12 protein-coding genes are annotated in these 14,258 nt (G+C 38.6%); 8 read left to right on the plus strand and 4 right to left on the minus strand.

Annotated features, from left to right (window positions below; all coding sequences use genetic code 11):
* Nucleotides 1-91: 91 nt before the first annotated feature.
* Both L0B70_RS11705 and acs read right to left on the minus strand, forming a co-directional pair.
* Complete coding sequence (locus tag L0B70_RS11705; protein ID WP_235141955.1) at nt 92-1,021, minus strand: hypothetical protein; 930 nt, start codon at nt 1,019-1,021, stop codon at nt 92-94.
* A 105-nt stretch (nt 1,022-1,126) separates the two neighbouring features.
* Nucleotides 1,127-3,034, minus strand: coding sequence for an acetate--CoA ligase (acs, locus tag L0B70_RS11710; RefSeq protein ID WP_235141956.1), 1,908 nt, complete (start codon nt 3,032-3,034; stop codon nt 1,127-1,129).
* A 239-nt stretch (nt 3,035-3,273) separates the two neighbouring features.
* Between acs and L0B70_RS11715 the strand changes: the two genes are divergently transcribed.
* The 7 genes from L0B70_RS11715 to L0B70_RS11745 all read left to right on the plus strand — a co-directional run bounded on the left by L0B70_RS11715 (nt 3,274) and on the right by L0B70_RS11745 (nt 12,100).
* Entirely contained in the window at nt 3,274-4,185 is a 912-nt protein-coding gene (locus L0B70_RS11715) for an aspartate carbamoyltransferase catalytic subunit (RefSeq protein WP_235141957.1), read from the plus strand.
* A 111-nt stretch (nt 4,186-4,296) separates the two neighbouring features.
* Nucleotides 4,297-5,379, plus strand: coding sequence for a carbamoyl phosphate synthase small subunit (locus L0B70_RS11720; RefSeq protein ID WP_235141958.1), 1,083 nt, complete (start codon nt 4,297-4,299; stop codon nt 5,377-5,379).
* Between the two features lie 18 nt (nt 5,380-5,397).
* Nucleotides 5,398-5,766: a four helix bundle protein gene (locus tag L0B70_RS11725; RefSeq protein WP_235141959.1), complete on the plus strand. Its 369-nt coding sequence runs from the start codon at nt 5,398-5,400 to the stop codon at nt 5,764-5,766.
* A gap of 54 nt (nt 5,767-5,820) precedes the next feature.
* Nucleotides 5,821-9,003, plus strand: a complete 3,183-nt coding sequence (carB, locus tag L0B70_RS11730) for a carbamoyl-phosphate synthase large subunit (protein ID WP_235141960.1) — start codon at nt 5,821-5,823, stop codon at nt 9,001-9,003.
* A 130-nt stretch (nt 9,004-9,133) separates the two neighbouring features.
* The gene (locus L0B70_RS11735; RefSeq protein ID WP_235141961.1) at nt 9,134-10,675 is read left to right on the plus strand and encodes an ABC transporter permease/substrate-binding protein; all 1,542 of its coding nucleotides are present in this window, start codon (nt 9,134-9,136) and stop codon (nt 10,673-10,675) included.
* Between the two features lies 1 nt (nt 10,676).
* Nucleotides 10,677-11,318, plus strand: a complete 642-nt coding sequence (locus tag L0B70_RS11740; protein ID WP_235141962.1) for an ABC transporter ATP-binding protein — start codon at nt 10,677-10,679, stop codon at nt 11,316-11,318.
* A 239-nt stretch (nt 11,319-11,557) separates the two neighbouring features.
* The gene (locus L0B70_RS11745) at nt 11,558-12,100 is read left to right on the plus strand and encodes a hypothetical protein (RefSeq protein ID WP_235141963.1); all 543 of its coding nucleotides are present in this window, start codon (nt 11,558-11,560) and stop codon (nt 12,098-12,100) included.
* Between the two features lie 79 nt (nt 12,101-12,179).
* On the opposite strand, the gene L0B70_RS11750 is transcribed toward L0B70_RS11745, so the two are convergent.
* Both L0B70_RS11750 and L0B70_RS11755 read right to left on the minus strand, forming a co-directional pair.
* The gene (locus tag L0B70_RS11750) at nt 12,180-12,956 is read right to left on the minus strand and encodes an anti-sigma factor domain-containing protein (RefSeq protein ID WP_235141964.1); all 777 of its coding nucleotides are present in this window, start codon (nt 12,954-12,956) and stop codon (nt 12,180-12,182) included.
* A gap of 2 nt (nt 12,957-12,958) precedes the next feature.
* Nucleotides 12,959-13,534 carry an RNA polymerase sigma factor gene (locus L0B70_RS11755; RefSeq protein ID WP_235141965.1) on the minus strand — a complete coding sequence of 192 codons (576 nt, stop codon included), beginning with the start codon at nt 13,532-13,534 and terminating at the stop codon, nt 12,959-12,961.
* A 92-nt stretch (nt 13,535-13,626) separates the two neighbouring features.
* On the opposite strand from L0B70_RS11755, the gene msrB reads away from it, so the two are divergent.
* Complete coding sequence (msrB, locus tag L0B70_RS11760; protein WP_235141966.1) at nt 13,627-14,163, plus strand: peptide-methionine (R)-S-oxide reductase MsrB; 537 nt, start codon at nt 13,627-13,629, stop codon at nt 14,161-14,163.
* The last annotated feature ends 95 nt before the right edge of the window (nt 14,164-14,258 follow it).

The raw sequence follows: 14,258 nt of genomic DNA on the forward strand, positions 1-14,258 counted from the left end.
TTTTATTTAAATGTAGGAAAAAATCACAGTAAAAAGGTCAAAAAAATATCAGTTATCTTAAAAAATCATTTCGAAAAACGGTGTAGAAATTCTATTCTATTTTTTGCCATTTTTGCTTTTCCGTTATGGAGTGAATCGCATCATAAAATTTTAATAGACCAAGAGAACCTTTCTCGCCGTAATCATAAATTGTCTTTGTTTTTCCATTATTGTATACTATTTTAGTTTCTATGGCAGAATGATCGCAGCATCCGATAGAATATCTTTCTTTTAAATTTTTGAAATCAATATCATTTAAATACAATGCTAGATTTCCAAAATCCTGATTATTATTTCCAAAATATCTTCCTTGTAATTTTTTGTAAAATTTTGAATTTAAAATGATGGAATCTTTTTTTAAAGACAACGTGAAGTGAATTCCAGGTACATAGCCTCCAAACTGGGTGAATTTAATTTCTGAAATATTATTGTTACTTCTTGTTTTTACAAATTCTGTAAGTTGATTATTTCTAACCATTAACGTATCAAACTTCAGGATATCATTTAGGTCATCAAATCGTGGTTTGAAATTTAGTAACTTGATTAAATTTTGCCCTTTGTAGTTTATTATTTTGGCAGAAAAGATATCGTAAACCCTTTTACTACCTGCATTTAAAATTTTGTAGCCAGATGAACTGCTTAGTACGACTATACAGTTTTTTGAATCTTCCCCAAAAAATGGTCTTACAACGATTTGATTTAAAGTGTCTTTTTCATATTCTAAGTTTACTAAATAATCCTGTTTCCCATCACCATTCAAAGCGGCTTTAAATATTGGTTTTAGATTTTCGGTCGCAATTATTTTTCTAAAGGATTTGATTGAGTCGATGAAATTTTCACCATATAAGAAATCTGTCTTTAGTTTTAAATTATTATAGTTTTCATTTGTGTGAATTATTTCTAATATTTCTAGATCTGTAAGATCTTTTTTCTCGCAAGATAATATCAGAAACAGCGAAACAAAAAGGAAAATATATTTCATAATTAAATTTTAAAAAAGAAAGATACAATTTATTGTAAACAAAAAAACCTCACGTTTCCGCAAGGTTTCTCTACTAACATTAAATATTTTCAAAAAAAAAGTTCATCAAATCTTCTCATTCTTAATCTCTTCCACAATCTCCGGGTTCAAAAGTGTAGAAGTATCACCGAAATTGGAAAAATCACCTTCCGCAATTTTTCTTAAGATACGACGCATGATTTTACCGGAACGCGTTTTCGGCAAGGCAGAAACAAACTGAATTTTATCCAGTTTCGCAATAGGTCCGACAGTTTCTGCAATTAAATTGTTGATTTCTTTTCGCAGATTTTCTTTGTCGCGACTTTCGCCGGTATCTTTTAAAATTACGTAGCCATAAAGTGCGCATCCTTTCACATCGTGCGGATAACCCACAATTGCGGATTCTGCGACGGCGGGGTGAAGGTTTACGCTGTCTTCAATCGGCGCCGTTCCAAGATTATGTCCGGAAACAATAATTACATCGTCAACACGTCCGGTGATTCTGTAATAGCCAACTTCGTCCCTCAAAGCGCCGTCTCCGGTAAAATATTTTCCGGGGAAAGCCGTGAAATAGGTTTCTTTATATCTTTGATGATCGCCCCAAATTGTTCGCGCAATTCCAGGCCACGGAAAACGGATGCACAAATTCCCATCGACTTGATTTCCGGTAATTTCGTTGCGTTTATCGTCCATCAAAACAGGCTGAATTCCGGGCAACGGTAAAGTCGCATAGGTCGGTTTCGTTGGCGTGATAAAAGGCAGAGGCGAAATCATAATTCCGCCGGTTTCAGTTTGCCACCACGTATCAACAATCGGACATTTTTTCTTGCCAACATGATCGTTATACCAATGCCACGCTTCGTCATTAATCGGTTCTCCTACGGAGCCAATCACTCTTAAACTCGACAAATCATGTTTTTCTACCCATTCGTAAGATTCTTTTGCTAAAGAACGGATGGCTGTTGGCGCTGTGTAAAATTGCGTCACTTTATGTTTTTCGATGACTTCCCAAAAGCGATCGGGTTGAGGATACGTCGGAATTCCTTCATAGATGACCGTTGTAGCGCCATTGGCAAGCGGACCATACAGAATGTAAGAATGTCCCGTAATCCACCCAATATCTGCGGTGCACCAATAAATATCGTTCTCTTTATAATTGAAAACATTTTTAAAGGTGTAAGCCGTAAAAACCATGTAACCTGCTGTCGTATGCAACATTCCCTTTGGTTTTCCGGTGGAGCCAGACGTGTATAAAATAAACAGCGGATCTTCTGCATCCATGATGACTGAAATAAAATCCGACGGCGCTTTTTCATACAGAGGCTCCAGCCAAAGATCTCTTCCATCCTTCATTTTAACTTCGCTTCCGGTTCTTTTCACCACCAAAACTTTTTCCACGGTCGGACATTTTTCTACGGCTTCATCGATAATTCCTTTCAGATCGATGGATTTTGTGCCGCGAAAACTTCCATCCGAGCAGATGATCATTTTCGCACCGCAATCATTCACGCGGGATTCCACTGCCTGCGCGGAAAATCCCGCGAAAATTACGGAATGCACGGCACCTAACCGTGCGCACGCCAGCATCGACACTGCCAGTTCCGGAATCATGGGCAGATAAATACAAACGCGGTCGCCTTTTTTGATGCCTAAATCCCGCAACACATTTGCCATTTTGCACACCCTGTCGCGCAGTTCGCTGTAGGAAATATGCTGCGCCTCCTCTTTCGGATCATTCGGTTCAAAAATAATCGCGGTTTTGTCGCCACGTTCGTTCAAATGCCGGTCAATACAGTTTTTCGTTATGTTGAGTTTGGCATTTTTAAACCATTCAATCCTGGCTTCCTCCATATCGTACCGCACCACTTTAGACCATCGCTGGTACCAAACGAAATTCTCATCGGCGATTTTGTCCCAGAATTTTTTCGGGTTTTTAATGGATTTTTTGTACTGTTTAAAATAATCGGGCAAATCGTCTATCACGTAATTTTTCATTCCTCTAATTTTCTTGGTTAAATTTAATTAAATATTTTTCAACATCATATTTTTTAAAAAGATAAACAAGTTTTTCGTCCTTCAATTTTTAGATCTGAATAAAATTTCTATCTTTGCACCTAATGAAAAGAATATTTCCATTAGACGATTTACACAAAGGCAGCAATGCCGATAATGACGATATTTATTAACAACGAAGCTTTTTTGGCTTCGTTTTTTTTTATTCAAAAACTAAAAATATGCTTAGAACATCTGATCTGTCCGTCGAGAAAATTAACAAATTACTTCAGGAAGCCGACGAATTTTCCAAAGGGAAAGTCCTGAAAGCCAAAACTGAAATTTATGTTGCCAATCTCTTTTTTGAAGACAGTACCCGAACAAAAACGAGTTTTGATGTGGCTGAACGAAAATTAGGATTGAACGTGGTGCCCTTCGATGTTTCCGCCAGCTCTGTTAATAAAGGAGAATCGCTGTACGACACCGTGAAAACTTTAAAAAGTATTGGAATTGATCTTTGTGTAATCCGCCATAAAAAAGAAAAATTTTATGACGAGTTTAAAGGAATTGACATTTCGATCATTAATGGTGGCGACGGAACCGGAAATCATCCCTCTCAAAACCTTCTAGATCTGATGACGATTCAACAGGAATTCGGGAAGTTTAAGGGTTTGAAAGTCGGTATTGTTGGTGACGTGAAACACAGCCGCGTGGCGAATTCTAACGCTGAAGTTTTAAGAAAATTGGGAGCAAAAGTATACTTTTCCGGTCCCGAGCAATGGTTTGATGAAGGCACCATAATCAACGGAACTTATTTATCCATAGACGATTTGGTAAAGGAAGTGGATGTCTTGATGCTCTTGAGAATTCAGCATGAAAGGCACGAAAGCGACGAAAAGCTGAAACTTTCTTCAGAAAAATATCACCGAAAGTTTGGTTTGACTTTAGAACGCGAAAAAGCGATGAAGAAAAAAGCCATCATTATGCATCCGGCCCCCATTAACAGAGGTGTTGAGATTGCAAATGAACTTGTGGAATGCAAACGTTCCCGGATTTTCAAACAGATGGAGAACGGAGTTTTCGCCAGAATGGCTATTTTGAAAACAGCTCTTGAGGCCAAAGGATTCGAGTTCGAACTAAATAAAAAATTATAAAAATCGCAAAGTTTAAACGGCATTTCGACCTTTATTTACACAGTATAAATGAAAGAAATTCTTTCGTTTTTGCCTTAAAAATAAAAATTAGAGATCTAGTAAAAAGTATAAATGAAAAAGAAATTAATATTAGAATCCGGTGAAATTTTCCATGGAAAAGGTTTTGGAGCCGATCAGGATATTGAAGGTGAAATCGTTTTTAATACGGGAATGACCGGTTATCAGGAATTGATATCGGATCCTTCCTATTGCGGACAAATTGTTTGCATGACCTACCCGCTCATCGGAAATTACGGAATAAACCGTGATGACTATGAAAGCATCGAACCGGCGATTAAAGGTTTAATCGTAAAAGAAGTTTGTGATTTTCCGTCCAATTTCCGAACTCAAATGGATTTGGATGAATTTTTCCAAAAGAGAAATCTTTCTGGAATTTCTGGAATTGACACCAGAAGATTAACGAGAGTTCTTCGTAATTCAGGCGTTGTAAAAGGAAAAATTGTGAGTGAAGATGCTGACGAAAATTTAGTTATTGAAGATTTAAAAGCTTCTGTTTTACCGACCGATCAGGTGGCGCAGGTTTCTACCAAAACATCATACGCAAATCCGGGAAGAGGTTTGAAAGTCGTTTTGGTCGATTACGGTTCAAAACTCGGAATTTTACGCGAACTTGCTCAAAGAGATTGCGACGTGATCGTAGTTTCTCAGGATACCACCGCTGAAGAAATTTTGTTGATTAATCCTGATGGAGTAATGCTTTCCAACGGTCCTGGTGATCCAGAAGATGTAAATGGAGCAACTGAAATGATTCAGAATCTTTTAGGAAAAATTCCAATTTTTGGAATTTGCCTGGGACATCAATTAATTGGTTTGGCTTGTGGTGCAAAAACTTTTAAACTAAAATTCGGACACCGCGGTGGAAATCATCCGGTCTTGGACTTGAAGAAAAATAAAGTCGCGATTACTTCTCAAAATCACGGTTATGCCGTCGATCAGGAATCTTTGAAAAACACCGATTTAGAAGAAACGCACATCGCTTTGAATGACCGAACCAATGAAGGTTTGAAACATAAAATTCATCCTTGTTTCTCTGTGCAATATCACCCGGAAGCAAGTCCAGGCCCGGAAGACGCGAATTATTTGTTTGATGAGTTTATTCAATTAATGGAACAATTTAAGAATGTAACAGTTTAACAATCTAAGTTTCACAACATGATCAATTTCGAAAATAATCCATTACTTCAGAAAACGGTTCAATTTTCTTTAGATATTATTGATTATTGTGAATTACTAGAAGAGAAAAGGAAGTTTGTAATTGCAAAACAATTATTACGATCTGGAACAAGCATTGGCGCTAATTCATTTGAAGCGCAAAATCCATACAGCAGAAAAGATTTTATTCATAAGATAAAAATTGCTGCAAAAGAAGTTGAAGAAACAAAATATTGGCTCTTTCTGTGCAAACATTCCAAATCATATCCTTTCGATGAAAAACTGGAAACTCAAATTACCGAAATAGGTAAAATTATTTATAAAATTTTAAGCACAAGTTTATCTAAAGATATTCCTCACAATATTTAACTCTCAATCACAATTTGTTACACTGTTACATTGATAAATTGTTACACTAATTATATGAAACGTACAGATATAAAAACAATTTTAGTTATCGGAAGTGGTCCAATTATCATCGGACAAGCCGCAGAATTTGATTACGCAGGAACTCAGGCTTGCTTGTCTTTAAGAGAAGAAGGCTACAAAGTAATCCTCATCAATTCAAATCCGGCAACCATCATGACCGATGTGGAAATTGCCGATAAAGTTTACATCGAACCAATATCATTAGAATTCGTAAGTCATATTATCCGCAAAGAAAGACCCGATGCGCTTTTGCCAACTTTGGGTGGACAGACCGGGTTAAACATGGCGGTGGAACTGCAAAACGCCGGGATATTGGAAGAATGCAAAGTTGAAGTTCTCGGAACCAAACTTTCAGCCATCAATCAAGCAGAAGACCGTGATTTATTTCGGAATTTGATGCGTGAATTAAATGAACCTGTGCCGGATTCTGATATTGTAAATAACGTTCAATCGGCTTTAGAATTCGCGCACAACATCGGTTATCCCGTGATTGTTCGTCCTGCATTTACCATGGGTGGAACTGGAGGTGGAATTGCTCACAATGATGACGAATTGAAAGAAATCACAAGTTTCGGTTTAAAATATAGTCCAGTTCGTCAGTGTTTGATTGAAAAATCTATCGCCGGTTTCAAGGAAATCGAGTACGAAGTAATGCGCGACAAAAACGACAATGCGATTGTGGTTTGTAATATGGAAAACATTGACGCAGTTGGAGTTCATACCGGAGATTCAATTGTAGTGGCGCCTTCGCAGACACTTTCCGACCGGGAATATCAGATGTTGCGAAATTCTTCGTTAAAAATTATTCGCGCACTTGGAATTGAAGGTGGGTGCAATGTTCAGTTGGCTTTAGATCCCAATTCTTACGATTATTATATCATCGAAGTGAATCCACGGGTTTCGCGTTCCTCGGCTTTGGCGAGTAAAGCAACCGGTTATCCGATTGCGAAAATTGCTGCTAAAATTGCAGTCGGTTTGACATTAGATGAAATCATGAATCCGGTAACAGGAAAAACGTACGCATGTTTCGAACCTGCTTTGGATTATGTGGTGACGAAATTCCCGCGTTTCCCATTTGATAAATTTGAAACTGCTGACCGACGTCTTTCAACACAAATGAAAGCAACCGGCGAAGTTATGGCGATTGGTCGAAATTTCGAGGAATCTCTGCAGAAAGCCATCCGTTCTCTGGAAACAGGTTTAAGACATATCGGGCTGAAATCAAAAGATGCCGCTGCTTTAACGGATAAAGAAATCGAAAGAAGAATCCGGGTTTGTGATGATGAGCGTTTGTTCATTATTGGTGATGCTTTGCGACGGGGTTACGACTGGGAAAAAATAGTAGAGTGGAGCAAGATTGATAAATTCTTCATCTGGAAAATTAAAAAACTCATCGATTTCGAAAAAGTAATTGCGGAAAATAAATTCGACACTGAAACTTTACTTGAAGCCAAGAAATTAGGATTTTCCGACATGAGTATCGCGACTTTATGGGAATCAACTCAAAAAGAAATTTTCGAATTTCGGAAAGAAAACGACGTCATGCCGGTTTACAAAATGGTCGATACCTGCGCTGCAGAATTCGAAAGTGAAACCCCATATTTCTACGGAACTTACGAAGAGGAAAACGAAAGTGTTCCTTCCAATAAAGAAAAAATCATCGTTCTCGGTTCGGGTCCGATTCGGATTGGTCAAGGGGTGGAATTCGATTACGCCACGGTTCACTCGGTTTGGGCGATTAAAGAAATGGGTTACGAAGCGATCATCATTAATAATAATCCGGAAACGGTTTCTACAGATTTCTCGATTTCCGATAAACTCTATTTCGAACCATTGACCGAAGAAGATGTAATGAACATCATCGATCTGGAAAAGCCGAAAGGAGTTGTCGTTCAGTTTGGCGGACAAACCGCAATTAATTTAGCAGATAAATTAGCCGCACACGGTGTTCAAATTTTGGGAACTTCTTTGGAAGATCTGGATCGTGCTGAAAACAGGAATAAATTTGAAGCCGCACTTCAGGAAATGGGAATTCCGCAACCTTTAGGAAAAACCTGTTTTACAAAAGAAGAAGCGTTGGTGATTGCCAATGAAATCGGTTTCCCGGTTTTGGTTCGTCCGAGTTATGTCTTGGGAGGAAGAGCCATGGAAATTGTTTATGATGAGCATGAACTTTCTCATTACATGACGAATGCGGTGAAAGAAAATTCGGAACATCCGATTCTGATTGACCGATATTTAACCGGAAAAGAAGTTGAAGTTGATGCGATCTGCGATGGTGAAACCGTGGTGATTCCAGGGATTATGGAACATATCGAAAGAGCTGGAGTTCACTCTGGAGATTCGATTGCCGTTTATCCGCCCCAAAATATTAACGCTGAACAGATCGCAACTTTGGTAGATTATACCGAAAGATTAGCAAAAGGGTTGAATGTAATCGGTTTAATGAACATTCAATATGTCCTTTTTGAAGGCGGAGTGTATGTGATTGAGGTCAATCCAAGATCGAGTAGAACCGTTCCTTTTTTATCAAAAATCACTGAAATTCCGATGGCGAATTTAGCCACGAAAGTAATACTCGGACAAAAATTAAAAGATCTCGGATACAAAAACGGTTTGGCTCCAGTGAAAGATGGAGTTTACGTAAAAGTTCCGGTCTTCTCTTTTTCAAAACTAACGAGAGTTGATATTTCCCTCGGACCAGAAATGAAATCCACCGGAGAAGTGATGGGGAAAGACACGACTTTAGAAAAAGCTTTGTACAAAGGTTTGATTGGTGCGGGAAGAAAAATGCCTTTACATGGCTCAATTCTTTTCACTGTTGCCGATAAACACAAAGAAGAAGCCTGCGAACTCGCCCGGAGATTTCAGGAAATCGGTTTCAGAATCTGGGCAACGGAAGGAACCGCAAACTATTTTGAACAACACGGCGTCCGCACAAAAATCGGTTATAAGATTGAAGAAAATCCAGAAATCAATTTGATCGATTTAATTCAAACCGGAAAAGTTCAGTACATCGTCAACACCATGACCAAAGGAAAACAGTCTGAAAGAGACGGTTTCCAGATCCGCCGAACCTCTGTCGAAAATGGCGTTCCTTGTTTAACTTCAATGGATACGGTGGAAGCAATTTTGAAGGTGATTGAAAGTATGAGTTTTAAAATGGAGATGATGTAAAAACAGATGTGATTTCATAGACATTAATAAAAGAAAACGGGCGAAGAAATTCTCCCGTTTTTTTTGTTGAATTAGTTGTTTTTCCTTTTAATATAAAATTTTGTTTATACCTTGTATAAAATCTTTTTTCATGAATCTTTGGGAACGCCGCATTTATTTTCTCAATCTTGCCGCAGAACATTTGCTCCTGTCTTTGGGTTCACTGGTAGCGGTGACTTTCCTCGGAATTCTTATCGGCGTTTTTGTTTTTTATTCCTCCAAAAGCCGGAAAATAATTCTTCCTTTAATTAACTTTTTGTACACCATTCCGTCCATCGCCATGTTTGGTTTGCTCATTCCTTTGGTGGGAATTGGTTTAAAAAATGCCTTGATTGTTCTAATTTTATATGGCTTGCTTCCGATGGTCCGAAGTACCTATTCCGGTATGAAAGAAGTTCCTGAACAATTGGTGGAAGCCGCAGAAGGTTTAGGTTCCACGCCGACACAGGTTTTCAGAAATATTTATTTTCCGCTTGCTTTGCCGTCGATTTTATCGGGTTTACGAATTACTGTGGTTATGATTGTGGCCTTAACAGGTTTAGCAGCACTCATCGGTGCGGGCGGTTTGGGACAGGCCATTTTTCGCGGTTTAAATACCATGAATACAGGACTGATCGTCGCTGGTTCTTTGGGAATTTCGCTCTTTGCCATTTTAGGCGATCAATGGATCGGCCAGTTTGAAAAAAAGGCAAGTTTACTTCACCTCATTTCCAAAAATGCAACTCCAAAACAGAAAAGAAGGATCATTTTCCCAACAGTATTGGTTTTAATTTTCACCCTCGGCGCGCTGATTTATTTAAACCCTTTAGAAAAGGAGAACAGCAAAACCATTGTAGTTGCCTCAAAACCGACGAGCGAACAGTTTATTCTGGGCGAAATAATCGCGCAGCGTATTGAAAATAATACCGATATTCAGGTCATCCGGAAGTTTGGGATCGGCGGCGGAACAACCAATATTCAGCCTGCAATGCTGTCCGGTGATTTGGATGTGTATGTAGAATACACCGGAACGGCTTGGTTAAATGTCGTAAAGAAAGACTTGCCGGAAAATCATCTCATCGATTTCACAAAACTGGGTAAGCTATATGAAGAAAATTACGACCTGAAATGGCTCGGACTATTGGGTTTTAATAATACGTACGGTTTAGCCATCGGAAAAGATCATCCAGAAAGCCAAAGTATTACAACTTATTCCGATCTCGCGGCGAGAAGTAAGGATTTTATTTTCGGTGCAGAATTCGATTTTTTTGAAAGAAGCGATGCTTTTCCCGGTTTGAAAAAAGTTTATCCTTTTCACTTTAAAAGTCTAGAAGAAATGGATATCAATCTTCGGTATCAGGCTTTCAAACAGGGAAAAATTAATGCTGTCGACATTTTCACCACCGATGCGCAAATCAAAAGATTAAATTTGAAAGTTCTAAGCGATGATAAAAATTACTTTCCCAGCTACGAAGCCGGCATTGTAATCCGAGAAGAAATCATTAAAAAATACCCTGAAGTGGAAAAGCTTTTATTCGATTTAAAAGGGAAAATCTCCACCGAAAAAATGCAAGAACTGAATTACGAAGTGGAAATTCTAAAGAAAAGTCCGGCAGAAGTTGCCCAAGAGTTTCTAAAAACTTTAAAATATTAAAATGGAAAACAGCAAAACAATTTCTGTTGAAAATATCAGTTTTTCCTATGGTTCCCAAAAAATTCTGGACGGTTTTTCGGCGGATTTCGAGAAGGGAAGTTTTACCTGCATTTTGGGGGAAAGCGGTAGCGGGAAATCAACCTTGTTGCGTATCATTAATGGCTTATTACTTCCGCAGGATGGAAGCGTGAAAATTGAAAACGACCTTTTAACTCCCGAAAATCTCATTCAAAAACGACTGGAAATGGGTTATGTGCTGCAGGGAAATTCCCTTTTTCCGCATCTCACCGTTTTCCAAAATATGGCCTACTGCTTAAAAATTTTAAAGAAATCAGATGTTTTTTGTAAAGAAAAAATTGCGGAACTGCTTCCTTTGGTTGGCCTTAAAGAAGATTTATTACCTAAATTCCCCGATGAAATCAGCGGCGGACAAAAACAGCGCGTCGGCATCATCCGCGCCATCGCGCACGATCCGAAAATAGTTTTAATGGATGAACCTTTTTCGGCATTAGACAGCGAAACGCGCGATAAACTGCAGCTTTTAGTAAAGGATATTCATCAAAAATTACAAACTACTTTTGTGATGGTTACTCATTCCAGACCGGAAGCCGAAATTCTTGCTACGCATCTTTTAGAACTTTAAATTTGAATGCCCACAGTTTGCAACTTTCAAATTTCAGGAGACCGCTTTCAGTAAAGGCTAATTAATTTTGCGCGTCGAATCCTTATATAATGCTCAAAATTACAGCATCGTTTACAATAAATATATATGAGTAAAAATTTCTTAAAATTTGTTAAAGTTGCTTGCAATAAACGCCTGTGGCATTTTTATTGTCTCTCCATTTCCATCTTTAAATATAACACTAACATTAAAATTTAATTATGGAAAATTCAACGAACTACAGACCAGATTACAGAAACGACTATGTATCCAAAGTTTTTAGCACCAGAGAAGAAGCAGACCAAGCTTACAATCACCTGTACGACAGAGGATATTCGAAAGATGACATCAATGTAATGATGTCTGACAGCACCAGAGACCGATATTTCAAAGATCACAACAATAACGATTCCGAACTCGGAAATAAAGTTGCTGAAAATGCAGAAACCGGATCTTTGATTGGTGGTGGTATTGGAGCCGTAGTTGGGGCTATTGCAGCAATCGGATCAAATGTATTATTGCCTGGTTTAGGTTTAATTATAGCCGGACCGTTAGCAGCAGGACTTGCAGGAGCAGGAGCGGGAGCGGCCACAGGCGGTTTAATTGGCGCACTAACAGGAATGGGTGTTCCGGAAGAAGAAGCGACGAGATACAGAGACGATATTAAAGACGGCGGAATCTACATGGGATTCAAACCGAGACATGAAGAAGATGCACGTGATACTTATGACAGATGGTATTCTAATGATTCCAGAAGTTTGTAGAAATCGTCAGTACAATATAAAATCCGTCCCGAAAATTTTCGGGACGGATTGTTTTATGTTTGTTAAAAAGGGACGATTATTAAATGGTTCCCATAACGTACATTTCTTCCATGGTTGGCGTCGCATTTCCACCTTCTTTTTCTAAAGTGATCGCGAATGCCTGCGGAGTCTCCACCGATTTCATGGATTGCACGGTAGATTTATCCTGTGGGTTATACATTCCCATGTCCACCGGTTTACCATCTACGATGGCCCAAAGCTGATATTGTTTTCCGCTTGGTGCTGCGGGTAAATTCTTAACATCGAGATATACCTTTTTTGAAGTGTCCCAGTAGACTTCAGCGAGCATATCGGGATGGTTTTCAACGCCTTTCAGCTGAATTTTCTTCGCATCTTTTAAAATTGCGTTCATTTCCTCCAGGCTCGAAATTTTCGTGGACAGTTCCGTATTGTTGTTCGCGATCTGCTCCAACTGGGCGTTTTTGGAATTCACTTCATATCCAAGATATCCCAAGCCGAATAACAGAGCAACAGACGCTGCTTTCATCCAAACCGGAATAGCGTAATTTCTGTCTTTTTCGTTCCTCTCGGAATTCAGTGGAATAATTTTCGCGGCGGTCTGCGCGGGTTTACCAAATTCTATTTTTTTCAGAATTTCGGCTTTAAGATAAGTGGGTGGTTGTATGGCCTGCTCCGTGGCCAATCTTTCTATTGTTTGCTGCACTTCTAAAACTGCTTTTTTAACTTCAGCGTTATTAATCATCACACATTCCAAGATCGCGGCTTCCTCAGGAGAAATTGTTCCCATGGCATAAGCTTCGATGACGCCTGATGATATGTAAGTTTTTATATCCACGATTATTTTAGAAAGAAAAATAAAATGATTACTTTAAAATCTTTCAGTATATTTTTTAATTCTATTAAAGCAGCTCTTGTTCTTGTTTTTACGGTTCCAAGCGGAATTCCCAATTCTTCAGCAATTTCCTCCTGCGTAAAACCTCCGAAGTAAGCTTTATTAATAAGTATTCTGTAGTCTTCCCGCAGGGTGTTCACACCTCTTTCAACTTCGTTGAATTCATGTTTCTGCTCTGTAGAAAGGTTTACCTCATTATTTACGAAGTCGGGGATGCTTTGGTTTTTCAGATCGTTTTGAAAAGATTTGGATTTCAGTCTGTCGATGGCAGCATTTCTTGCAATATTCAGCATCCACGTATAAAGTGAACCCTTGCTTTGGTCGAAGCTGGCAACGGAGTTCCAGATTTTCACAAACACGTCCTGCAACACTTCATTCGATTCCTCCTGATATTGTACTACCCGAAAAATTACCCCATACAAAGCACCGGCATAATTATCATACAGATAATTAAAGCCGTGTTCATCTCTATTCAATAATAAAGACAGAAGTTCTTCTGTGGAAAGGGATTCTTTTTTCAATGGAGTTAATCGCCCTCAAAAATAGTTCTTTTTAATTTATCTTCAAAAACCATTGCGAATAATTTTGCGTATATCTATTCATAATCATCAAAATGAAATATCTTTTCAAAATATCTGCAGCGCTTTTACTAGGAACTTTAAGTTTTCAAAAAATCGACGCGCAAAAGATTCAAAAAGTAAACGGTAAAAATAGCGTTAACCCTTACTATTCCCGCACCGACACAAAAATCCTAAAAGTCTCGAATGCAAACTGGAAAAAAGTACTGAATGAAAATCTGTATGCTGTTTCCAGACTGAACAATACCGAAATGGCTTTTACCGGCAAATACAATAATTTCGATGGGCTCGGAACATATTACTGCGCGGCCTGCGGCAATGCACTTTTTAAATCAGATGCCAAATTTGCCAGTACGTGTGGCTGGCCCAGTTTTTTCGAAACCATCCGTCCGCAGTCGGTCATTTTTAAAAGGGACGACTCCTATAATATGAAACGAACTGAAGTGCTATGCGGACGATGCGATGCGCGTTTAGGCCATGTTTTCGACGACGGACCAAAACCTACGCGCAAAAGATTCTGCATGAATTCGATTTCACTGGAGTTCGAACCGTTAAATAAATCACAAAAGTAAATCCAAACGAAACCAGCCTTCGTAAATGATAGTAACACAAATCAATATATAAACATTAAAATTTTTTATTATGAACTTCTCAAAAATCACGACGG

Origin of the sequence: Kaistella sp. 97-N-M2 (genome assembly GCF_021513235.1) — a bacterium.
Lineage (GTDB): Bacteria > Bacteroidota > Bacteroidia > Flavobacteriales > Weeksellaceae > Kaistella.

Bases quoted from the DNA above. Each gene is read 5' to 3' on its own strand.
- L0B70_RS11705 (WP_235141955.1), bottom strand. From the start codon at position 1,021: ATGAAATATATTTTCCTTTTTGTTTCGCTGTTTCTGATATTATCTTGC.
- acs (WP_235141956.1), bottom strand. From the start codon at position 3,034: ATGAAAAATTACGTGATAGACGATTTGCCCGATTATTTTAAACAGTAC.
- L0B70_RS11715 (WP_235141957.1), top strand. From the start codon at position 3,274: ATGCTTAGAACATCTGATCTGTCCGTCGAGAAAATTAACAAATTACTT.
- L0B70_RS11720 (WP_235141958.1), top strand. From the start codon at position 4,297: ATGAAAAAGAAATTAATATTAGAATCCGGTGAAATTTTCCATGGAAAA.
- L0B70_RS11725 (WP_235141959.1), top strand. From the start codon at position 5,398: ATGATCAATTTCGAAAATAATCCATTACTTCAGAAAACGGTTCAATTT.
- carB (WP_235141960.1), top strand. From the start codon at position 5,821: ATGAAACGTACAGATATAAAAACAATTTTAGTTATCGGAAGTGGTCCA.
- L0B70_RS11735 (WP_235141961.1), top strand. From the start codon at position 9,134: ATGAATCTTTGGGAACGCCGCATTTATTTTCTCAATCTTGCCGCAGAA.
- L0B70_RS11740 (WP_235141962.1), top strand. From the start codon at position 10,677: ATGGAAAACAGCAAAACAATTTCTGTTGAAAATATCAGTTTTTCCTAT.
- L0B70_RS11745 (WP_235141963.1), top strand. From the start codon at position 11,558: ATGGAAAATTCAACGAACTACAGACCAGATTACAGAAACGACTATGTA.
- msrB (WP_235141966.1), top strand. From the start codon at position 13,627: ATGAAATATCTTTTCAAAATATCTGCAGCGCTTTTACTAGGAACTTTA.